This is a genomic window from Photorhabdus sp. RM96S, assembly GCF_042879335.1.
Lineage (GTDB): Bacteria > Pseudomonadota > Gammaproteobacteria > Enterobacterales > Enterobacteriaceae > Photorhabdus > Photorhabdus kayaii.
Genome location: NZ_JBHFKT010000021.1, coordinates 43,267 through 65,735, shown reverse-complemented (window position 1 = coordinate 65,735; position 22,469 = coordinate 43,267). Strand labels below are relative to the sequence as shown.

General features: G+C 40.1%; 24 protein-coding genes, 2 tRNA genes and 1 pseudogene. 18 read left to right on the top strand and 9 right to left on the bottom strand.

From position 1 onward, the window contains the following. Position 1: 1 nt before the first annotated feature. Positions 2 to 2,692: a phosphotransferase RcsD gene (gene rcsD, locus ACGF49_RS14235; RefSeq protein WP_271859233.1), complete on the bottom strand. Its 2,691-nt coding sequence runs from the start codon at positions 2,690 to 2,692 to the stop codon at positions 2 to 4. Positions 2,693 to 2,905: 213 nt separating this feature from the next. On the opposite strand from rcsD, the gene ACGF49_RS14230 reads away from it, so the two are divergent. Together ACGF49_RS14230 and ACGF49_RS14225 are read left to right on the top strand one after the other, a co-directional pair. Next, positions 2,906 to 2,993: transfer RNA gene (locus tag ACGF49_RS14230), tRNA-Ser, on the top strand. Between the two features lie 128 nt (positions 2,994 to 3,121). Continuing rightward, positions 3,122 to 3,318, top strand: a pseudogene (locus ACGF49_RS14225) (zinc ribbon domain-containing protein); the annotation flags it as partial. Between the two features lie 183 nt (positions 3,319 to 3,501). Here the strand turns inward: ACGF49_RS14225 and ACGF49_RS14220 are convergent. The 8 genes from ACGF49_RS14220 to ACGF49_RS14185 all read right to left on the bottom strand — a co-directional run bounded on the left by ACGF49_RS14220 (position 3,502) and on the right by ACGF49_RS14185 (position 9,718). After that, positions 3,502 to 4,128 carry a LysE family translocator gene (locus tag ACGF49_RS14220; protein WP_113042559.1) on the bottom strand — a complete coding sequence of 209 codons (627 nt, stop codon included), beginning with the start codon at positions 4,126 to 4,128 and terminating at the stop codon, positions 3,502 to 3,504. Positions 4,129 to 4,276: 148 nt separating this feature from the next. Next, entirely contained in the window at positions 4,277 to 5,224 is a 948-nt protein-coding gene (locus tag ACGF49_RS14215; protein WP_191214761.1) for an ornithine cyclodeaminase family protein, read from the bottom strand. Positions 5,225 to 5,245: 21 nt separating this feature from the next. Next, positions 5,246 to 5,878: a carboxymuconolactone decarboxylase family protein gene (locus ACGF49_RS14210; protein ID WP_229015611.1), complete on the bottom strand. Its 633-nt coding sequence runs from the start codon at positions 5,876 to 5,878 to the stop codon at positions 5,246 to 5,248. Positions 5,879 to 5,979: 101 nt separating this feature from the next. Continuing rightward, complete coding sequence (locus tag ACGF49_RS14205) at positions 5,980 to 6,558, bottom strand: prephenate decarboxylase (protein ID WP_113042563.1); 579 nt, start codon at positions 6,556 to 6,558, stop codon at positions 5,980 to 5,982. A gap of 21 nt (positions 6,559 to 6,579) precedes the next feature. Further along, positions 6,580 to 7,527, bottom strand: coding sequence for a branched-chain amino acid transaminase (locus tag ACGF49_RS14200; protein WP_113042565.1), 948 nt, complete (start codon positions 7,525 to 7,527; stop codon positions 6,580 to 6,582). Beyond that, positions 7,524 to 8,927 (bottom strand): phenylacetate--CoA ligase family protein, encoded by a 1,404-nt coding sequence (locus ACGF49_RS14195; RefSeq protein ID WP_113042567.1) that lies wholly within the window; start codon positions 8,925 to 8,927, stop codon positions 7,524 to 7,526. Before ACGF49_RS14195 ends, ACGF49_RS14200 begins: the two co-directional genes overlap by 4 nt. A 13-nt stretch (positions 8,928 to 8,940) precedes the next feature. Continuing rightward, positions 8,941 to 9,363 (bottom strand): DUF2000 domain-containing protein, encoded by a 423-nt coding sequence (locus ACGF49_RS14190; protein WP_113042568.1) that lies wholly within the window; start codon positions 9,361 to 9,363, stop codon positions 8,941 to 8,943. Beyond that, entirely contained in the window at positions 9,353 to 9,718 is a 366-nt protein-coding gene (locus tag ACGF49_RS14185; protein ID WP_112877528.1) for a Dabb family protein, read from the bottom strand. Before ACGF49_RS14185 ends, ACGF49_RS14190 begins: the two co-directional genes overlap by 11 nt. 670 nt (positions 9,719 to 10,388) lie before the next feature. On the opposite strand from ACGF49_RS14185, the gene ACGF49_RS14180 reads away from it, so the two are divergent. From ACGF49_RS14180 to ACGF49_RS14105, 16 genes are all read left to right on the top strand, one after another. After that, positions 10,389 to 10,464: transfer RNA gene (locus tag ACGF49_RS14180), tRNA-Thr, on the top strand. A 1,285-nt stretch (positions 10,465 to 11,749) separates the two neighbouring features. Next, a complete protein-coding gene (locus tag ACGF49_RS14175; protein WP_113042570.1) occupies positions 11,750 to 12,169 on the top strand; it encodes an antiterminator Q family protein in 420 nt (139 codons plus the stop codon). 150 nt (positions 12,170 to 12,319) lie between these two features. Continuing rightward, positions 12,320 to 12,475, top strand: a complete 156-nt coding sequence (locus ACGF49_RS14170; protein ID WP_158536565.1) for a hypothetical protein — start codon at positions 12,320 to 12,322, stop codon at positions 12,473 to 12,475. A 225-nt stretch (positions 12,476 to 12,700) separates the two neighbouring features. Beyond that, on the top strand, positions 12,701 to 13,264 hold the full coding sequence (locus ACGF49_RS14165; RefSeq protein WP_387491526.1) for a hypothetical protein: 564 nt from the start codon (positions 12,701 to 12,703) through the stop codon (positions 13,262 to 13,264). Between the two features lie 3 nt (positions 13,265 to 13,267). After that, positions 13,268 to 14,737 (top strand): DUF3383 domain-containing protein, encoded by a 1,470-nt coding sequence (locus ACGF49_RS14160; protein WP_011147253.1) that lies wholly within the window; start codon positions 13,268 to 13,270, stop codon positions 14,735 to 14,737. A 9-nt stretch (positions 14,738 to 14,746) separates the two neighbouring features. Beyond that, on the top strand, positions 14,747 to 15,187 hold the full coding sequence (locus ACGF49_RS14155; RefSeq protein ID WP_011147252.1) for a DUF3277 family protein: 441 nt from the start codon (positions 14,747 to 14,749) through the stop codon (positions 15,185 to 15,187). A gap of 113 nt (positions 15,188 to 15,300) precedes the next feature. Further along, entirely contained in the window at positions 15,301 to 15,711 is a 411-nt protein-coding gene (locus ACGF49_RS14150; protein ID WP_228900499.1) for a phage tail assembly chaperone, read from the top strand. A gap of 77 nt (positions 15,712 to 15,788) precedes the next feature. Next, a complete protein-coding gene (locus ACGF49_RS14145; RefSeq protein WP_255417038.1) occupies positions 15,789 to 15,914 on the top strand; it encodes a DUF6889 family protein in 126 nt (41 codons plus the stop codon). Beyond that, complete coding sequence (locus tag ACGF49_RS14140) at positions 15,904 to 17,673, top strand: hypothetical protein (RefSeq protein ID WP_387491521.1); 1,770 nt, start codon at positions 15,904 to 15,906, stop codon at positions 17,671 to 17,673. The genes ACGF49_RS14145 and ACGF49_RS14140 overlap by 11 nt, the downstream gene beginning before the upstream one ends. A gap of 2 nt (positions 17,674 to 17,675) precedes the next feature. Further along, a complete protein-coding gene (locus ACGF49_RS14135; protein WP_387491518.1) occupies positions 17,676 to 18,281 on the top strand; it encodes a phage baseplate protein in 606 nt (201 codons plus the stop codon). Continuing rightward, positions 18,266 to 18,571: a phage baseplate plug protein gene (locus ACGF49_RS14130; RefSeq protein WP_011147248.1), complete on the top strand. Its 306-nt coding sequence runs from the start codon at positions 18,266 to 18,268 to the stop codon at positions 18,569 to 18,571. The genes ACGF49_RS14135 and ACGF49_RS14130 overlap by 16 nt, the downstream gene beginning before the upstream one ends. Before the next feature lie 89 nt (positions 18,572 to 18,660). Next, the gene (locus ACGF49_RS14125) at positions 18,661 to 19,617 is read left to right on the top strand and encodes a phage protein (protein ID WP_387491515.1); all 957 of its coding nucleotides are present in this window, start codon (positions 18,661 to 18,663) and stop codon (positions 19,615 to 19,617) included. Continuing rightward, entirely contained in the window at positions 19,614 to 20,369 is a 756-nt protein-coding gene (locus ACGF49_RS14120; protein ID WP_113042577.1) for a phage baseplate assembly protein V, read from the top strand. Before ACGF49_RS14125 ends, ACGF49_RS14120 begins: the two co-directional genes overlap by 4 nt. Beyond that, on the top strand, positions 20,366 to 20,713 hold the full coding sequence (locus tag ACGF49_RS14115; RefSeq protein WP_113042579.1) for a hypothetical protein: 348 nt from the start codon (positions 20,366 to 20,368) through the stop codon (positions 20,711 to 20,713). The genes ACGF49_RS14120 and ACGF49_RS14115 overlap by 4 nt, the downstream gene beginning before the upstream one ends. Then, positions 20,706 to 21,899, top strand: a complete 1,194-nt coding sequence (locus tag ACGF49_RS14110; protein WP_113042580.1) for a baseplate J/gp47 family protein — start codon at positions 20,706 to 20,708, stop codon at positions 21,897 to 21,899. The genes ACGF49_RS14115 and ACGF49_RS14110 overlap by 8 nt, the downstream gene beginning before the upstream one ends. An 8-nt stretch (positions 21,900 to 21,907) precedes the next feature. Next, positions 21,908 to 22,468 carry a DUF2612 domain-containing protein gene (locus ACGF49_RS14105; protein WP_113042590.1) on the top strand — a complete coding sequence of 187 codons (561 nt, stop codon included), beginning with the start codon at positions 21,908 to 21,910 and terminating at the stop codon, positions 22,466 to 22,468. Position 22,469: the final 1 nt, after the last annotated feature.

Genomic DNA, 22,469 nt, shown 5'->3' with positions numbered 1-22,469 from the left:
ATTAGTTACCCTGCTGCAATAGCCTTTTGGTGAAGGATTCAATACGGCCAATGCTATTTTTAATCTCTATTACGTTACTGTCTGTTATGTGTTGTTCCAGTGTTTCGCAAGAAAGTTTGAGGAGTTCTAGGTCTAACATAGCAAAGACGCCTTTCAGGCGATGTGCTGTTTGCGAAAGCGATATCAGATCATATTGTTCTATATCAGTATACAGCTTATTAATATCTATCGGTACTGTCTCGACAAATAATTGTCGGTAATCGCTATCAGTTAGCTGTTTTTGATAACTATTTATAACATTGCCAAAATCGTAATCGCTGCTTTCATCGTTAAATGCTGACATTTCTGAATTTGCAGTGAATTCGTTAAAACTGAAACTTCTCTCAATTAATAACGAAATGGCATTGATAACCGCTTCACTCAGATTGTAGTTACATCGAATATAGTCAGGTTTTATCTGTTCAAAGCCGGCCAGATTATCAACCAGTAATATAGTCGATTTTGCCGAATCGTAGGGTTTATCCGTCAACATGATATCGTATTCTCGATCCATATTTTCTGGCTTTTTAGCGAAGTAAACAGCGCCATAATGATGCAGATGATTTTGCACGATCTTACGGATCTCCGTATTGCTGATATCCAGCAAGGCAGTAATGTCTTCCAGTAGCGGCGGGCATTGGTTTTCGCCGATTATTAAGGGCAGACTGATAGCATAGCGCGTACCCAGGTTGGGTTTGCTGTTTATAGTAAAATGGCCATTTAATTTTCTACATAATTGGTTACATAGATAAAAGGTCAGTCCTGAATTGGATTGATATTTATCACCAGTGGCTTTGCTTAAAAATGGATAATTCAAGTTTGTTAAATCTGTTGAATTAAGTCCGGTTCCTGTATCTATAATTTCGATTTGAATTTGTTCTTTGTATTCCTGAGAATAATTAACGATGAGAGATATTTTGCCATAAGATGTGAGCGTGATTGCATAATTGACTAACATCAGGACAATCTTACTGATGGCAGTACTATCGCCAATAAATAGTGATTCAGGATTAATATTACAGTGATAATAATAATTCAATCCTTTATTATTCATCTTAGGAAACACTTTTTTAATAATATCTTCTAAAATGACTGATAATGAAAACGATTCATTTTTTGCTTGCCATTCACCTGATTCTAATTCATTGAGTAATGAAATATTCTCGATCCAGTCGGATATATATTCAGATTTAGTTAATAAATTATCGACGATACGAACACTATTTTTTTCTATAAGAATTTGTTTCAGTTGGTAAGCGATATGATCTAATTCCTTTATTGGTTGTTTTAATTCAGAACGAATGTTGGTCAACATAAAACGTCGAGCTTGTACACTCTTATCGTGTTCCAAATGGGCAAGTTGTAGACGCCGGCTAATTAATGCTTCCTGATCTTTATCTTGCAGTAAAAACAGATAAGTTTCTGGCAACAGGCGAATGCTGTACATGTTAATTTCATAGACTGAATCATCAATTGAGGTTTGGATGACACCATGATGTTGCTTTGCCATCATCTTAATTTTATTTAAATCGACATTCGGCAACAGATGGTCGGCGATATTATTGCACATAATTATCTGATTTACTGAGAAATCATAAATCAATAAGCCAATCGGGATATTGGAGATAATATCGTGACTTAACGCATCCTTGATTTGTAGCTCGTGGCTCATCTGGGCATTTGGCGCGATATATTTTCTACGAATGTAAATAAGCCCACCTAAGGACAGGATAATAAATACTGAATCAGCCAGTAACAACCAGATGTTTCTATATAACAAATCGATTAGCAAATCTTTGAGTGATATCCGATACAACAGTTTGTATTGCGTACCTTTAATTGATTGAGAAAATTCGAGCCAGAAACCATTTTGTGAAATATTGACTTTATTAATTTCATTAGGGGGTTGCTCGTCATCCGACAATAGACTGAAGTTGGCCGCTGCCATATCCATAGGAAGAAGATGACAAATAGGCAAATCAAAAGCGATAACTGTTGCCAATTGACCCGGTGAATTGAACGTCGCCCGATAAGTATAAAAATAGATATTTTCGCCATTTAACTTACGGATTGATGAAATATTTTCCCGTTCATCTAACGCGATGGATTGCATCAGCATTTCTGAACGTTTTGATTCGGCAGTCAGTGTTAGATAACTTTCTTTAAATCTCAATTCTGGTTTAAGAATAGAGTGAGTGGTTATCAGAAACAGATTGTTATCTTTACCATTCAGATAGTACATGGAGTTGTATTCATTGCGGGTGCCCCACAAAATCTCCATATAATTGGAAAGGCGTTGTGCCAACTCTACACTTGCAGTGCTGTGGTGACCAAAAATAATCGTGTCGATAGTTTGATAACGATTCTCAAGCCAGTAAACATCAGGTCGTAGCTTCATCGGTGTGACGAGTTCTGGTGGTTTAAAAGATGAGCTATTGGCTTGTTTAAAGATAGAATTAGCGTGGTAACGATAATCTTCTATCTGTAATACTATTTTGGTTGCAACACTATTTAGCGCATATTTTTTCCCCATTAGCCAGGCATTGAAGTAGTTATAGCTGTATAAAAACAGGGAAACAAAAAGCAGAATAATGAACAGACCGTAGTAACGGTTTATGGTTGATGAATTAATAGAAAATTGTTTGTTATACATTCGTTGAGTAAAAGCCTTAATAATTGCTTGGCTGTTTAGCGAGCTCGTTAAATTGGTGAATCTTATGATTCGATCTATTTAGGCTAATTTTAGCAGGATCAGGGCTGAAAAGGATATTATAGATTGAGGATTGAGCGAATAGTAAAGAAATTACAGAATTTTTACGATAGAGACTAGACATATTATCATGTTAGGCGCATAATTTCGCGCCATGGAAGGATGGCCGAGCGGTCGAAGGCAGCGGTCTTGAAAACCGCCGATGGGAAACCATCCTAGAGTTCGAATCTCTATCCTTCCGCCAAATAATGACCCCATGCATCTTCTTGCATGGGGTTTTTTCATTTCCATATGCCATTCAGATAATAATTAATCCATTTTCATAGCCATAAGGTGACCATTCATAGAGGCACTAGGCACTGCTATCGGCGTGCGGGCTGGAATAGCGTTCTCATGAAACTGGAATACAAAGCCGCAGCGGCGGGGGTCAAACTGGATCTGTGGTTCGCCAGTTCGAAAACCTGCCATTGCTGCGGTCACAAAGTGCCGGAAATGTCGCTGCCTAAGCGGATCTGGAATGCCCGGTTTGTCATGTCGAACATGACCGCGATATCAATGCGGCGATCAACAGGCTGTAACTGCCCAGTCGGCCATTCTTTCCTTTGCCAACGTTTCAAATTCCAGTCGCCGGGAGTATAAGTCGGAATGGTGTGGGTCACCCCGGTCACATCGTTCGCTATGCTCCCAGGGATTCGCTCCCTTGCCGTCGCGATGCATCTTGAAATCCATAGGGTATAAAAAATTAAACTTTTTTAATCGGCTTTGAACAGCATAGTTACAGCGGTTACGAACATAATGACAGCCGCACCTTTAAATAAAATCCGTTGTGCCCGTTGGCTTGATAACAGATGTCGAATACTGAGAGCGCCGAGAATAAATACCGTTCCTACGCTGAATAAGACAAAAACCGTCAGTGGTACTAACATGAATCCCCAGTTTTGCAACGAGATAGATTCCATATTAATCACCAAAGGTAATAGTGCGAGATAGAAAGCGATCGTTTTAGGGTTACTTAACGTTAGAGTGAGACCAGATAACCAGGCCGCCGCCAACTCCTTTTTCTTAATGGGTTGGTCTTCACCAATGGGTTGATGATCGGCAAACCAGAACTGCCACGCCAGATAACCCAAATATAATGCGGCACCCCATCTCACCACAACAAATAAGGTGTCAAAACTGTTCGCGATAATGGACAAGCCAAAAACAGCAAAGGATAAATAAGTGAGATCACCAATAATCAGGCCAAACAACACACTAAATCCCGCTAACGCGCCACTACTCACACTTCTGGCGACCAATGCTGCTATTCCTGGGCCTGGTATCGCCGCAGCAACAGTCAGTGCTGCGGTATAGGTTACTATTTGGGACACTTCTAGCATATCTTTCCTCTCAAAATAACACTTTGAAGTAACAGAACATAAAAATGTCACTTGCGTATGCAAGTGACAAATAGGGCTCTTTATAGACAATAACGACATTTTTCTAATACTGAACGTCTTAAGTTTGGCATATTTTCATCCAAAATAATTAAGACATTTTTATTAGTTGTCGAATGACTTCCCGAGAAAATACCATATCTTGAACGGCCAAACCAACGGATTGAAAGATAGTCACACCCTGATCGCACAAATTGGAATGAGATTGAGAAACGGTACCAATTTCTATCCCAATGTCTGACCCGCTAAGAATACCTTTCTCCCTTGCCTTAATAACAGATTGAGAGGCGGCAAGTACCGATTCATTGGAATCAGTAAATAGGGTTGTATTGCTATACATATCTTCGCTGAGTTCTTGGAATCCCAGTGCCGAAGCGCCAATGGCATTGACATGACATTTACCCGGTAGCTCTTTTCTACTGAGTATAGGGTCACGCGATGCCGTAGTTGTGCAAATGATGTCACTATTGAGTACAGCCTCAGCAGGTGAGGCTTTGATCGAAATAGGAAGATTGAGTGTTTTATCACACCATGTGACAAACTCACGGCATCTTTCTGCATTACGACCCCATAAAGTGACTTCTCTAATCGGGCGTACATATAACATGGCTTGCAAATGTGCTTTTGCTTGTAAACCCGTGCCAAGTATCGCTAACCGGCTAGCATCTTTTGCGGCGAGAAGGTGGGTTGCATAAGCAGAAGCGGCGGCGGTGCGGATTTCTGTGATAGCGCCGGCATCCACCGCGGCAATCCCTGAAACACCTGGCTCGTCGTAAACCAGCACACTACCGATGTGTGAAGGTTTATCGCTATTGCTTTGAAACCTCACTACCACCGACTTTAACCCAAACCCTTTATATGGCCCCTCCTTAATATAAATCGGCATGGTGCCCATTAAGCCGTCTTCACCTTTAACAATATTGCGCAAAGGTTGCTCTACTTTTCTTTCCGATTGCAATTTAAATGCTATTTCACTTAGCTTAAGACTAAGTTCCATCGTCAAATAACGCGCAACGGTTTCTTTATCGACATAAAGCATATTGATGCCTTTCAAGATCAGTTAAAGGTTGTCCAGCTTGAATTTATCATCAATCTCGGTTCCGGCAATGCTATTGAGAATTGTCGACATATTCTTTTGAGAAACTCCTAACACAACATCCAGCATATTCTCTTTGCTGAAACCACGGCTTAGGAATAGATCAATAGCACTTCTTTTCAATTGTCCCCGGCAGTAAATAACCTCGATGGTAAATTCACGTAGTGCCAATAATCGTGGGGAGAGATCGTCGGTTTTTTCAATCAATGCTTTAACTATTTTTTTGTCCACACCATTATGAATTGCAATATAGCCGTGTGCCTGAATCGTGTAATGACAACCATTTTCTACTCCGGTTGTAATCCACACAACAGCTTTTTCCTCTTCATTCAGTGAACTATCAATAAATAGGTCGTGTGCTCGTTGGTAAGCGGCTAATAGTGAAGGAGATTCTGACATATAACCACTTTGGTTAGGTATCCAGCCGAAATCATTAATAGAACTTTGAAGTAATTTTTTACTTTTTTCAGGTGTGGTAGTAATGGTGTGTAGAGTAAGTAAAGACATAATGACCTCTGTATATTGAAATCCATTGGGTATATACCCGTCATCTTTCAAGTTGCCTCTTTGTTGGCTGCACTCACTCACCCCGGTCACATAGTTATCTATGCTCCTGGGGATTCGCTCCCTTGCCGTCGCGATCCATCTTGAAATCCATTGGGTATATATATTTGCCTATTTTAAAGCAACATTAGCTTTTATGCGGCTGTAAATACTGACCAAAGCATTTGAATTGGTCGAATATGAGAAATAAATTTTAAATTGTGTAATTTTGCTGCCACTTCTGTCGTGAGTGCGGCATCTACCTCTGAATTAGCGACTGCTTTTGCGGCTGAACTGGTTGAGTCTTTAAAAATGATATCTGCAATTTTTAGATTATCAGGCAACAACTCTGGGATTAAAGCCTTTGGTGCCGGATGGGTTGCAATGACGATATTATCTGTAGTTAATTCATCACGAATAGCAATACCATAATTAGGCGTGTAATTTAAAAATGCGGATGACAAGTTAAACCTGTTATCCATATAAAACTCACTGATATTGTAATAAGCATTGGCGACTACCAATGCCTGACAGTTATTTAAAATAATTTGATTACTTGCTTCTTCATAAGTATTACATAAAACAACCTGGTAGCTTTTGGCGACTTTATTTTTAATGGCAAATTCACCAAAACGAATAGCGGATTGTTCGCTACTTGTACCTGATGGGCCTAAGGTAGCAATATTTAGAACATCAAATGTATCTTTGTTGAAACTAAAAAAAACACATTCCATGATGTCTCTCCTGGAATTACACTAATAAACCGGATTTAACCAATGTGAAAACTTATCTATTCTACCTCTAATTATTTCTTGATAATCTTTGGCAATAACATTGGCTATAGAATCTTCTTTTTGTATATATGACACATTATCTATTTGTGACACAATTGATATTTCAAGGCCAGTGCCTGTTAAAAAACAGCCATCTGCTTCATAGAGATCCTTTTGTTGAATTTCTGACTCGATACAGGGAATATTGCGGAATTTACAAATATCGAAAACAGATTGTCTGGTTATTCCATTGAGAATGCCAGCGCTAAGCGATGGTGTAATAACGCAATTATCTTTTACAATAAAAACATTTGATGTACTTGCTTCTGCACACATGCCTTGTTCATTCAACATGATAGCATCATCAAATCCGTTTTCTTTGGCATCTTCATGAGCAAGTGCGGAATTAACATAAGTGCCGGTAATTTTGGCAGATGATGGAATTGCCGCATTTGATACACGTCGCCATTTTGAAATAAGACATTTAAACGCTGTTTTTTTGGCATAAGCGCCCATAGGTAAAGCGTTAATACAGAGGGTTGAATTTACACCACTTAGCTTAACGCCAAATTTCTCACCCGGCATTAACGACTTTTTAAGCGCTAATGGCCTGATATAAATATCTTGTTTGAAACCATTTTTAATGATGATGTTTTTAGTAATATCGGTTAACTCCTGACTGGTATAGGGCAATTCAATTTTTAATGTTTTAGCTGATTGAATTAACCGTTCATAGTGCTCATGCACTCTAAATAGATTAAGTTGGTTATTGTCTTGATCCCAATAAGCCCGGATTCCCTCAAATGTACCGGTGCCATAATTTAACGCTTGTGTATTGGCAAGAAAGGTCGCATTGCTAAAATTGAGATATTCCCCGTCTAGAAATACGATCCAATCTTTATTAACTGGGCTAACGATATTGTTTATCATTTAGTTGCCCTCTTGTTCATGATTTCTAAAGCCGAATGTCGCTCAATATTGTTGGTATCATCTCTCAGATCATGGATTCGTGCTGCTTTCCAACTTACCATTGCTGCGGTTCCAATAAGTCCACCGACATCTCCGACATGGATGTCAACATTCATATTGAATTTAGATTCCATTTTTTGCTTTATCTTATTAATGAGTGATGCATCATTTAATTCGTCACTCGGCTCTAAAGTGATCTTGAGCTCATCTGTACCGGCTGTGTTGTTGATTTCAATAAAGTATTCAAAACAATATTCGAGTTCTTCAAAGATGGCATTTTCAATATCAAAAGCATACACATTGGCATTGTTTAATAGTAATACATCTTTTACTCGGCCGATGGGTTCTATTTCCCATTGATTTAAGCCTATTGCTTTACACCGAACCATATCCCCTGTTTTGTATCGAATCAGAGGTTTATTCCCTTTATATAAATGGGTAATCACTAATTCACCAGCAACGTGATTATCACCAACATTGAGTTTTTGCTGAGTAAAAGGACAAATGAGTTCGTAATAATTGTTGTATGGAATAGTAATAAGCTTATTGGTATTGTCACAAGCCGCCAGAATTGACGTTTCTTGTGAGGCATACATACAGTTGTAAATTTTAGCGCCCCAATTCCGAGATAAGTTTCTTAATCTATTGGGGGTAATAAGTTCGCCAAGCACCAAAATGATCTCGATACCTAATTCTTTTGCATCACATGCATTGTTCCGACAATATTTTAGCAACTCAGCGGCGACCGCAGGTGTGCAAACTAAAGCAGTTATTTTGAGGTCTTGTATCAGCCTGAGTACTCTGTGCATACCAACAACGGGCGAACGAGGCCACATTTTGATAACGGTATGCCCTAAACTGCGAAATACATCTTCAAATGTATCTCCAGTGGAGTGCAATTCCGTTGGACCCATCACGCCAATAATGTGTTGTTTGCCTTCTTGATTGAAAATAGACTCATATTGCAGAGTCAAAAAACTGTTATTGACTAAAGAGTCTATTTCATTGCGAGGACAAGGTGTTGATGGCCCAGTCGTCCCTGTGGTTTCATAATATATCCAAGCGTTACTTAGGTTATCTGAAGATATCGTGTTTCCCGCCTTACTTAGATCTGATTTTGTAGTAAAGGGAAGTTTTTCAATCAATGAGGATAAATTTTCATCATCATTTGGGTTTATTGCGTCTAGACGATCTTGATAGAAAGCTGACCCATTTTTCGTATAATTTATGATTTCTTTTAATTTTTCGTATTGTATTTTTTCCAATGCAGAGATATTTATCTCGCCAGACAGATATTTTTTTAACTCGGTAAGGTATTTCATACCTAATTCATGAAGTTCATTTCTAAAAATGGAATACATATATATTACCTGGTTATTTATAAAGTGGTAAGTTACCAGTGATTTTATTGATATCTTTCTTTGGTCCAACTATGCCAATGCCAGATAACTTCAATTCATCCGAATGTTCAGCAGATAATTTTCCTTCGTATTCCTCATATGTTCTGCATGATTGCGCTAAACAGGAGAAAGGACTCAATTTAAAATTATCGTTAGATTTTAATTCATTATGAATAGCGGTCAGTACATCATGACTTGCTTTCAAAACAGGCAAAGGCGTTTTAATGACACCGGGATAACAAATGCTATCTTGACTAAAGACATCGTGTCCTACAATCCCGTTGATATTTCTACCAATTGAAACACTAATGACGCTCAGTGCATTCATGGCTAACCCAAGTGGCAGACTATCAGCGATAACGACGACACTTTTATGTAGGTTTTCGTCAAATTCCATACGACTTTCCTATTAACTGAGTGAAATTTATCAACTTATTTATATCGATAATAATATCCGAGACTGTCCATGTACTTATTTCTTTCCATAGCACCACGCCTTTTATATGATCGGGATGATGCATGTATATGTCCAAGTCTTCGTAACTTTCAAAGTAACCAATTAAACTAAAGTCAACTGATTGCTTTCTGTCTACCGTACTTCGACCACAAAACCATCCTTTTATTTCACTTATCTCATTTATATGATTTAACGTCACCTTCTCTGCTAATATAGCCTTTTCACTATCCCAGCTTATTCCATCCTTGAAGGTAAATAAGACTTGATGTGCAATTAAGTTATTTTTGCCCAACATAATTTACCTCATAATTAATGATTTTAAGTTATAATAACATGTAGAAACGATCTGATTTATACCTAATATTAGCGCATGCCTGATTTAGTTTTTTTGATTTGCGTCTAATTTAAATAGCACATTGCATTTATAGCAGTCAACTATTTCCCTATGGTAATAATTTAAAAAAGAGTGGGAATATTGTGGTTCTGACAATGATAAGAAAGCTGTTATGGCTTGCCTTTGGCTTATAAAAAACAAGCTCAATTTGATTGCGCTTACGCCTTGAAAATATGTTTTGTCGTCTTGTGTTCTATCGTATTTTGAGTATTTGTTTTTTAACATGTTAACCGATCCTTATATTGTTTGGAGATAGGTTATTTTGGATACTTTATCTTCCACTGCCACCAGGCGATCAGGCTATTTTACGATCAATGGCTATTTTCTAATAGGTAACAGAGATAATAAAACATTTCGTTGTCATTTCTGATTTGTCAGTAAATAGCCAGTTTTTTGATGTTGAAAATAACTCGCTCATTGGCTGTATCATTCAAGCCATGGTATGTCGTTGAGCATGTCACTCATGATGAGTGTTTTGGTGATATTTTTAAATCATCTATCATTTATGCTTGATTGTTTGCAATGGGTTGTAATATACTGCGCTCGCTTTCGGGGGCTAGCCCTGAAACACGCCGGCTTAGCTCAGTTGGTAGAGCAACTGACTTGTAATCAGTAGGTCACCAGTTCGACTCCGGTAGCCGGCACCAAATCAAATAGGAAGCCGTTATCTTTTCAGAAGATGACGGCTTTTTTCTTGCTTGATAGTAGATGCTGCTGTTTATACCCGTCATCTTTCAAGTTGCCTCTTTGTTGGCTGCGCTCGCTCACCCCGGTCACATCGTTATCTATGCTCCCGGGGATTCACTCCCTTGCCGTCGCGATGCATCTTGAAATCCATAGGGTATATATATCCAGTTAATTCTGCTATTTTCCAGTACAATTTCCCGCAAAAACGAGTTTTTGAATTCATGGCATGGTTAGATTTACTGTCAGGCTGGTCGAAATAAAACCATGTAACTAGAAATATAGGATGGCAAATTTTTAGATAATACGGATTTATTTTCACTAGTAAAAACTAACAGAGAAAAATATTAGCATTTGGGATATCTGTTTTCCAGACATGAAAAAATATTTGCTATAGATGTGTATCCATCTATTCGTCTGGCGAGAGCTGAAAATAAAATGGGATAGGGTGAGTAGGAAATAGCATAGGTTTAAAAATCACATTGGTTAGAAGCGGATATATCTGACAGTGTTAAAATTTTTCACGTAGATATTTACCTGATAATCGGTAATTTATCGTTAGCAACATTAATTCTGTGGATATCTTAAATGTTTTGCCTGACCTGCTGGCGATATTTCGAATAGGGTTGTTGCGATCTCACATTTGTACCAGTTTCGTTGTCCATCACCCTGTAAACAGGCCGATTTCTGTGTCTTCGGCATAAGTGTGGATACCATTCTTAATCGGCATTTTATGACGGATTTCAACGTCGATCAAAAATATTTTTTACACTCAAATATCCATGAGATAAAAAATTTGTGCTATTTTTTATTTAATGAATTTTTTATCTCATAATAAAAAGGGGGTGTTATGTTGCTTGAAAACTTTTGATAAATAATAAAGAACATGCGTGTTGCTTTAGATGCTAAGCGTTTTAAAGGAAGGTACATTAGAGGATTAAATGAAGATTATAAATTTGTATAATAAATACGTAGATGAGGAAGAGAAGCACTTTATGATCATCCGTATTAATAACGATATTTATGTGTTTTCCTCTGAAACTAAGCTTGGTCAAGAATAGGGGTTATTTACTATTTGTATTTAATAGACTAAGTAAACAGGTGTATTTAAACGATGTAGTTACGTAACAGAGAAACACAAAAATAGAGAATGAGAAATTTGTTATAATGCCGAATGCATGGATGCATGAGACCATCATGAAAATAATTTTTACTACTATTTGTTACTAAAAGTTAAGGTCAAAATATATGCGCAATATTCAACAAGTTTTAGAGTGTTGGGGCGGTTGGGTTGATGATGCCACTGGTATTAATTGGCCACCGATCGCTGCTGGATTTAAAGGTCTGATTGCGTCAACTCGTTCATTACGTCCTTCCTGCTGTGATAACGATGGCTTGATCATTGATGCTTGTATCGCAAAGTTGCAGACGGTAGGTAAATCTGAAGAAATTGAAGTTTTATTTATGTACTACGCTTTAAGGCTTTCCAAACGGTCCATCGCGCGTTTAATTAAAGTACCTGATATTGAAGTACGTTCCCGGTTGCAAAAGGGAGAAAGTTTTGTCCAGGGATGTTTGGCTATGCTTGATATTAAGTTAGAAATGGATGATGAAATACAAAAACACAAAAAGCTTGCGCGTACGCAAAAAGCTATGGTAGTGTACTAATCAGTTAAAGTTGCGAATAAGCCCCGATAGAAATGAGCTATAGAAATAAACTATAGAAATATCGGGGCTTTTTTCATTCCGATATTGCAGGTAATGGGGGAAATTAGGATTTAAGCCATCAAATTCAATTTAAAAAATTCCTGTTATCCAATGAACTCTATTTATACCCTATGGATTTCAAGATGCATCGCGGCGGCAAGGGAGCGAATCCCCGGGAGCATAGCAAACTATGTGACCGGGGTGAGTGAGTGCAGCCAACAAAGAGGCAACTTGAAAGATGACGGGTATAGTACGAGTGAACTTTAAGTATCTTCTATTGTACTCTGATAAATAAGTGAAAATTTAAATCATTATTGTTGAAGGCCGCACTGTGTTGCGGCCTTTTTCGTATTTGCCGTCGCGAATCGCTTACGCATATTTTTTACCATTTTCGCGGTCGGTATCCCTATTAAATCAATCATAACTCGGTGTTGGGAACTAAGCCTTCAGCAAAGCTTGGTTTACCCATGGCGCATGGTGAGTTATTGCTGTTTGATGGAGGTATTTTTGATGAGCAACGGTAGTGATAAAGCGGGTTGGTTAACACCTACCACGCCTGGGCCTGAGTACGATGATGAGCTGGAAAATATATTAAGTCGTTGGCTAGGAGGTGTTTCTGGTTTGCCTGACGATAACGTGCGTTCTCGATGGATATCAGCACACCTGCCCCAGTTACCGGTAGATGATGACAGGTGTGATTTTGACATTACGGATTTTATTTCGGATGCCTCGCCTGCTTTTGAGAACCAGACTGATGAAGGAACCAAATTATGGCGTCATGAGGAAATTGTGTGCTTGATTTCCTTTTATGGCCCGAACAGCCAGCGGTACGGTGCCCGTTTTCGTGATGGCGTGGCGGTCAGTCAGAACAATGACGAATTAGAACGTTTCGGTCTTTCAGTCGACAAACTCAGCTGGCTGACTTCGTTACCGGAACTTATCAATAACCAGAGGGGGCGTCGTTATGACATGACGATCACCTTGCGGCGAAAAGTGGTGCGTGAATACGGTGTTAAATCACTGGTGGAAGCGCCTGTCAAATTCTTAGGAGATTAAATTATGCAGGGTTTACCTGTTTCAAACATTATCAATGTCACGTTGAATATGGCTCCTCATGCGGCTCAATCCCGGAACTTTGGGGCGTTACTGATCATCGGTGCAAGTAACGTGATCAACCCTCATGAACGTTTACGCCGGTATTCGGATATCGATGGTGTCGGTGCTGATTTTGGGCTGAGTTCACCAGAGTATCAGGCCGCGGCGCTTTATTATTCCCAGTCACCCCGTCCGGTTGATTTATATATTGGTCGGTGGGCTAAGGACAATGTGGTCTCCTCTTTACAAGGGGCGGTATTGACTAAACAGCAGCAAATGATGAGCAAATTTATTGCTGTCACCGATGGCTCTTTTAAATTGACGATTAACGGTAAAGAAACGGTATACAGCGGCGTCGATTTGAGTAAAGAGGCCAATCTTAATGGTGTGGCCCAACGGATAGCAGATAAGTTAAAAGATTGTTCAGTCGCATATGATAGTTCTTCCTCGCGTTTCGCTATTATGCCGAATTCTGTCGATGCGGTTGGCTATGTTTCACCGGCAACGACGGGAACTTATATTGGTGATTTATTAAAGCTGGACGAAATATCGGGTGCTACCGCTATCGAATCTACCAAAGCAGAAACCATTGCTGAGGCGGTGGCGGCACTGGGATCGGTATCCAGTGGCTGGTATGGGTTGGTTATCGCTGATGACTCTCTGACGGATAAAGATATTCTCTCTGTTGCTGATTACATTGAATCCGCATCTGTTCCCCGCATCTATGGACATACAGCGCAAAAAGCGGATGTCTTGGATGCTGATGTTAAAACTGATATCGGCTCAAAATTAAAAGAGAGAAACTATCAACGCACACTTTGGCAATATTCAACCGGTAAATCCTACACGGTTGCTTCGCTGTTGGGCCGTATGTTTACCGTCAATTTCAACGGCAATAACACCACTATCACCTTGAAATTTAAACAAGAGCCCGCGGTAACCGCAGAAAACCTCACTGCAACGCAAGCCAATGTGTTGAAAAGGATGAATGGCAACGTTTTTGTTAAATACAGCAATGATACGGCCATTATTCAGGAAGGTGTCATGGTGAATGGGGATTTCATTGATGAGCGCCACGGTCTGGATTGGTTGCAGAACTACGTTCAGAACAATCTTTATAACCTGCTTTACACCAGTACCAGCAAGATCCCACAGACTGATGAAGGTGTCACACGATTAATCACCAATGTTGAACAGTCACTGGCGCAAGCGGCGACAAATGGATTAATCGCTCATGGTGTATGGGGTGGCGATCCGATTGGTGCGTTGGATACGGGGGCAACATTAACCAAAGGTTACTACGTTTACGCACCGCCAATTGCGACACAGGCACAGGCTGATAGAGAAGCACGAAAAGCACCGGTTATTCAGTGTGCAATCAAATTAGCCGGTGCTGTCCACTACGCTGATGTCATCATTAATGTAAACAGATAAGGGTTGAAAATGGCTACATATTCTTTTCTTGATGTTTCCGCTTCTATTACCGGAGTTGGCGGCTCTTTTGATCTTGGTAACGGTGCCGCGCTCTCTGATGAGGGAATTACCGTCACCATGTCGGAGAGTAAAAACACCATGACCACCGGTGCAGACGGAGAAGTCATGCATTCATTGCATGCAACCAAGTCTGGAACTATCACCGTTAATTTACTTAAGACGAGCCCGGTAAACGCTAAATTGAACGCGATGCTCAGCACACAATCGCTTTCATCGGCGGCATGGGGTAATAACGTGATTGTTATTCGCAATAAACAAAGTAATGACATTGCTGTTGCTCGCTCTGTCGCCTTTCAGAAACAACCGGATTTGCAGAATAACAAAGCAGGCGGTACCGTTTCTTGGGTATTTGATTGCGGAAAAATCGACATCATGTTAGGCACATTCTAACCAGCTTACTTCACAACCATTTAAATCACCTTTAAATTTGCCGCAGCATTTGCCTCTATTTTTACGTCGGACTTATGCTGCGGTAGTTTGAGCGAGCTTGAGGATAAGTGATCATGGAATTTGAAATTGATGGCAAAAAATATCGCAGTGGTAAATTGAACGCTTTTCAGCAACAAGATTTAGCGGTGGCTTTGGCTCCGGCTATTCCGGCACTTGGACCGCTGATGAAAAAGATGGTGACAGCTAAAAGTGATGATGGAGTGACGGGCTTTGAAGAAGTGCTCCCTTATTTGGTGGAATCCATCAATGCATTAGGAAAATCCAACCGACATGAAATTAATGATATTTGCTTATCAGTGGTTTCTCGTGAACAGAATGGTATCTGGAACCGGATTTATGAACCTGATGGACAGGTATTGATGTTCGATGACATCAACGGCTTCGAACTGTTGAAAATTGTCGGATTTATTATTCGAGACGCATTGGGAAATTTTTTTCCCGCCCCATTAGAGAGTGCAGTGTAATCTCAGGACAAGCCAATTTAAATTTTGAAACCCTCCCGAAAGGGCGTGATTATCTGTTACGCCCGGTCATTGCGGGCATGTGCCGTTATGAATCATTGAAAAACAGCGTTCTTGATCTGGCTGATATTGCATTGATGAATGATGCCCTTGATGTTAAATCGGAAAATGAGGCCATGATAGAGAGGTGGCGAAATGAGCAATGACGTTGAAACAACTAAAGATTTCCTGATATCGCTGAGGTTTGATGTTGATGAAGTGGAACAGCGTAAATTTATGGCTGTTATCACCGAAGTCACGTCTGGCATTCTCAAAATGAGGGCGGAAATTGAAAACGCAACATCAGTTGTGGCCAGTTTTATCACCCAAATAGCTGGCGGATTGGATAAGTTATATGGGAAGTTGAAAGAAACAGACGCAGTGGTTGAAAAAATTAAATCTATCAATGAGGAAAGCGTCCGTCGGGCTGTGGGAAGTGTAGAGAGATTTCTGCCGAGCATTAATGTTCAATCCCATGATACAAATGGTCGCCATTTTAATACTGCCTCCTTGGTCGCATCGATGGATGAGCAGTTATTAAAAGCAACAACGGATTGTGCTAATCAAAATACCAGCATACTTGATAGTGATGACATATTTAATGCTATTGAGGAATTAGTTAAATGGTTAGACAAAGGAGAAATTTCTGCGAAAGGTTTATTGGCGACATTGAATGAATTATGGAAATTTACAGGAAGAAAAATTGTCCTGGGTGTATTATTTGATTTTAATAGTCGGTTAAATGCCTTACAGGAAGAAGCAAAGAAAAATCACGAAACAGTGGCTGAAACATTATCACGGCGGAAAAGAGAGTATGACAAAAATAAAAAACCACTTATAACATATGATCAACTCGATAATTGGATGTCAACACATGGGATTTATATTGCTTCTGGCTTGACTCCATTTTTCAGTAAAGATAAATATGAAAAATACCAAGAACAAATTGATGGTAAGAAAACGATAATCCACAAAGAATATAGCCAAAAAGTTGCTGATATTTCCAGTAAAGTATCAGAACGATCAAATAAAACGAAAAAGAAGCGCAAGACTAAGCGATTAAATAAAGATCATCTTAAGGCTGGTATTGTTGAACATCACGATGCGCCTAAGGAATTAAATACTCCAGTTAATCAACCAACGAATATTTTTAATAGTGAGCTTACAGCAGCAAAGCTAAAAAAATTAAAATCTTCGCGAGGAGTACGGAATAACAATCCATTAAATATGAACTTTGTACATCAGACCGGGGCGGTGCTTGAAGATAACCCAAAGCCCAGATTTGCTCAGTATCCAGATGCTTATAGTGGATTAAGAGCTACTGCTCATCAGTTGACGCGTTATTTTCGTGGTAAAACCACAGGAAAAAAGCTACAGACTATTGCAAGTATTGTCCCGACATGGGCACCAAAGAAAGATCATAATAAAACCAAACAGTACATTGCCAACGTGTCTAAAATGATGGGAGTTTCTAAGGATACGTTCCTTGATCTCACTGATCCTGATGTGATGCAACGGCTGATTGATAGCATGATGATAGAGGAAAGTGGTGGTAATCCCTATTCACCAGAATTTATCAGGAAGGCGATTATGGCAGAGCTACAGCCAGCGAATAAAGCGCCAAAGCAGGCTGGACATTTAAATCATGTAGCTCACTCTTTGCAGAATATTTCCATTGATCACCGAATGATCAATGGCGCGGTAACCAATATCAACGGTATGATGAATCATCAGGGATTGACTCCCTTTTTATTACATCGTGCGCCAATATTTGCCGGCAATAATATGCCGGGAATAGGAGAGGTCAATTATCATATTGAAGTCAACGGTGTTGAATCCCCCAGAGAAGCAGCAAGACTGACTGGAGAAACGGTAGAACGTACTCACAGTATGCTGCTTCGAAATATGCAAACACAGGTGAAATAACAATGGATATATTATCAGTCATGTTTTCTCAGCAAAAGAGAAAAATAGGTGTTATTGTACCGAGTGTCGTTATTTCAGAAACCCATACCGATGTATCGAATATCACCGATCATCCGGTCCAGCAGGGGGTGACATTCAGTGATCATGCTTATGACAGCCCATCGGAAGTAAGAATGGATTTAGGTTTTGCCGGTGGAGGTTCGCTGCTTGATATTATTGATACGACAAAAGTATTTGATATTTATACCGGGCTGAGCCTTGGAACCAGTCCGCGTGATATATATCAACAGTTACTTGACCTGAGGGCATCACATAAACCGTTTGATGTCGTAACGGGAAAGCGCTTATATAAAAATATGTTGATTAAAGATATCAGTGTCACAACAGATAGAACCAGTGAAAATGTTTTATCGGTGGCTTTAAACCTGCGTGAAATTGTTATTGTTGAAACATCACCGAATAAGGCCGCGCCGGCGGAAAATATGAAAAATCCTGAAGATACAGCACCTGTAGTTAATATGGGAGCTAAAGTCACGGTGAAGCCATCAATGCCAAAAATTATTCTTGATTTTATTATAGAGCGAGGTAAGAAATGGCTAGGGTTGTAGAAATTCCTTTATCACCTCAAAATCAGCAATTCGATATTCAGCTCAATGGCATTAACTATAAAATGAGATTAATGTGGCGTGATATCGCGGGTTGGATTTTGGATATTATGACGCCGGACAGTGAATTTATCGTTACAGGTTTGCCGTTGGTTTTTGGGATTGACTTACTGGAACAATATCGCCATCTTGGTTTTAACGGCTCATTAATTTTTTATGGTGATATAAATCAGGAGAAACCTTTCAGGAATAATCTTGGTAAAGAGGACAGGTTATACTTTGTAATAAGTTAACTTGATGAGAGTAAGGAAAAATATTTTTAATAATTTATTACATACGCCGCTTAATTGCGGTTCTTTTATTTCTATTAATTAGGTGAATTATGTCAAAACAATGGATAAGAGAATGCCACCTTATCGTTGTAGACAAAGATGGCGAAAAAGTAAATTTATCAGACCTGAAAATCACATTTAACATTAGCAGAACGGAATCTTCCAATCCTGCTAGCGGTATTTTTACTATATATAACCTCAATAACGAAACCAGTAATAAATTACGTAAAAATGAATTTAAAAAAATTAAATTTGTGGCGGGTTACAAGGAGAACTCAGGACAAATATTCTCAGGCCAAATTCAGTACACGTATGTAAAAAGAGACAACGCAACGGATACTTGTGTTGTGATTCATGCAGCGGACGGGGATGAAGCACACAATTACGCGACTGTGAATACCACCATTGCGGCTGGATATTCGCAAGCAGATTTAGATCATTTGCTAATGCGTGATATTGCCAAATATGGCATTACCGCCGGTCTACGCCCTGAATTCAGTAAATCAGCATCACCCAGGGGAAAAGTACTTTTTGGCATGCACCGCAATGAAGTTTCTAATTTGGCAAAACAATGTGATGCTAATTGGCGCTATGAAGATAACAAACTACATATTGTACCCAAAAATAAATACTTAACTGAAGCCATTGTCCTGACTTCAAAGACAGGTCTTATTGGTATGCCTGAACAAACTATTGGTTCAGGTATTAACGTTACATGCTTAATTAACCCGAATATCCGCCCCGGGACATTAATCCGACTGGATAACCGCTCAATCAAACCAGTTGATCCGGCGACTAAACAAGCTGCTCAATCTGGCGATCATAAGGATGCAAAAGCACAACCGGCAACGTTGGACGCTGATGGTGATTACATTGTCTTCAATGTGGAGTACTCCGGCGATACCCGCGAAACGGAGTGGTACATGACAATAATGTGTATCGCCAAGAGCGATCATACTTTGCTGAATCAATCAACTCACAATAAGGATAAGGCAGAGAGCGAATGATAAATACTGACGAACGACTCAATAGACCCGAAGCGGTCTTTTTTGCTATGCAAGAAGTCATTAGCGCCGGATTGTATGTCTCCTTGCCTTGCATTATTCAATCATTTAATGCTGATGCGGTAACCATCACCGCGCAACCGGCCATCAGATGGAAAATCAGGCAAAGAGACGGGGAACTGGAATCGGTATCCTTGCCACTATTAGTGGATGTGCCGGTTATATTCCCAAGGGGAGGTGGCGTGACGTTAACCTTCCCGGTAAGAGCCGGTGATGAATGCTTAGTCGTATTTGCTGATCGTTGCATCGATTATTGGTGGCAATCTGGCGGTGTACAAGAGCCGGTGGACCCCAGGCAGCATAACCTGTCCGATGGATTTGCGCTTATTGGCCCGCAATCTCAGCAACAAAAAATAGCGAATATCAGCACTCACACCGCGCAACTGAGAAGTGATGATGGCGCGGCGTATATTGAACTTGATCCCAGCAGCCATAACGTCACGATTATCACACCGGCAAAACTTATCGCGACAGCCAATGGCGGTACTGAAATCACTTCACCTGACATCATCCTAAACGGCAACGTCACCATTAACGGCAACTTATCACAGGGCATGGGCGTTGGTGGTGGCACCGCAACCCTGCAAGGCCCGGTCACGGTGAGTCATGATGTGACAGCGGCAGGGATTAGCCTTAAAAACCATGTACATAGTGGTGTGCAATCAGGTGGCGGTAAGACGGGGAAACCTCAATGAGATACAGAAGAGAAATTGACAACGACTATGTATTTGGGCGTGGAGAGGCGGGTTTTCTTATCAACTCACCGGAAGCCGTCGCACAAGCGGTGAAAACGCGCCTGATGTTGCACAGTGGCGAATGGTTTCTTGATAACCGAGAGGGGACAGATTACGACGACGTGTTGGGTAAAGGCACATCGAGTTTTTATGACCTGATTATTAGACAGCGAATACTGCAAACGCCGGGTGTAGAGAACATTACCCAATACCGTAGTGAAAGAAACCCGGAAACAAGAAAAATCACCATTACAGCCACGATAGACACGATTTATGGACAGACAGGAGTAACTGCTGATGTATGAAAGTATTATCAACACCATGTTACCTGCTATTGATAAAAACGGGATCAATGCTCCTGATTATCAAACCATCTTGAATAGCTGGAAGACGATATTCAGGGATATTTATGGGGACGATATTTACATTGAATCTGACAGTAAAGACGGTGTTTTTTTATCGCTGATAGCCTACGTTATTCACGGTTGTAACAACGCAACCATTGCTTCCTATAACTCATTTAGCCCGACAACGGCGGTGGGCGAAGGGCTTTCCCGCAATGTCAAAATCAACGGCATCACCAGAAAAAGCGCCAGCAACTCAACAGTGGATATTTTGGTTACTGGTCGAGCAGGCACGGTTATCCGCAACGCTTCTGTCCGGGATGATGCGGGCAACGCTTGGTCACTACCGGATGAAGTGATTATAGATACACACGGGCAGGCTATTGTGACCGCGCTTTGTCAAAAATCGGGTGCGATTGGCGCATTGCCCCACACGGTTAACCAAATTGCTACGCCAACATTGGGCTGGCAAACCGTGACAAACCCGGTTGCGGCGACACTTGGTCGGGGAATTGAAACCGATGTAGAACTGCGAATACGGCAAGCGGTTTCCGTTGCGCTGCCTTCGAGAACCATTATAGATGGACTGATGGGGGCCATTGCCAACCTGCATGGAGTTTCACGTTACCGGGGATATGACAACGACTCGGACAAAACGGATGAGAATGGCATACCTGCCCACAGCATATCGCTTGTCATTGATGGTGGAGACTCGAAAGAGATTGCCCGGACTATCCTGGTGAAGAAAACGCCGGGCATACCGACATTTGGCACCACCTCTGAAACGATTACCGATGATTATGGCAATAAAAAAACGATAAACTTCTATCGCCCTACACTGGTGCCAATTTACGTTGAAATACACATAAAACCCTTTATCGGATATACATCAGATATTGGCAATAATATTCGTAATGAAATATCTAACTATATAAAATCCCTTTATATTGGAGATGGAGTATATGTGACTCGTTTATTTGTACCGGCAAACTTATGCAATAAAAACGGTGGACAGACATATGAAGTATTATCTGTGATAGTGGGAAAATCAGCATCAACGACAGGAACGGCGAACATAGACATAGCATTTAATGAAGCGCCGACGTGCTCACCTGAAAATATTAAAATAGTAACGGTGCTTGAATGAACAGATATATGAAACTAATTCCTGCATATCACATGGAAGGTAAAAAATATGTCAGGATGCTTGAAGCTGTGACTGATATTTTCAACCAGAATGCGCTGACAACAGATTTACTGATTAGCCGTTTTGACCTTGATAAAGCGGTGGGCAAACAGCTTGACATTATTGGAGAATGGGTAGGAAGAAATCGAATGATCCAAACTCCAATTGAATCCTATTACTTCTCCTTTGATATTACTGACTTAGGATTTGATAGTGGTCAATGGAAAGGGCGGTTTGACAGTGATAAAAGTTATATCAAACTGGATGATGATAATTATCGGGTTGTCATTAAAGCTAAAATAGGCGCAAATAACTGGGATGGAACGGCTGAGTCATTTAATAACATCCTGAGTTTTATTCATTCAAATAATGGCCTATCGGTATCTTTTGAAGATAACTTGGATATGTCATTCACAGTAACGATTAAAGGAAAATCAATCAGTACAATTACTAAAGAAATCATCCATCAGGGTTATCTCTCGCTTAAACCTATGGGGATAACGGTTAATTACCATATAGTGGAGGGTTAGA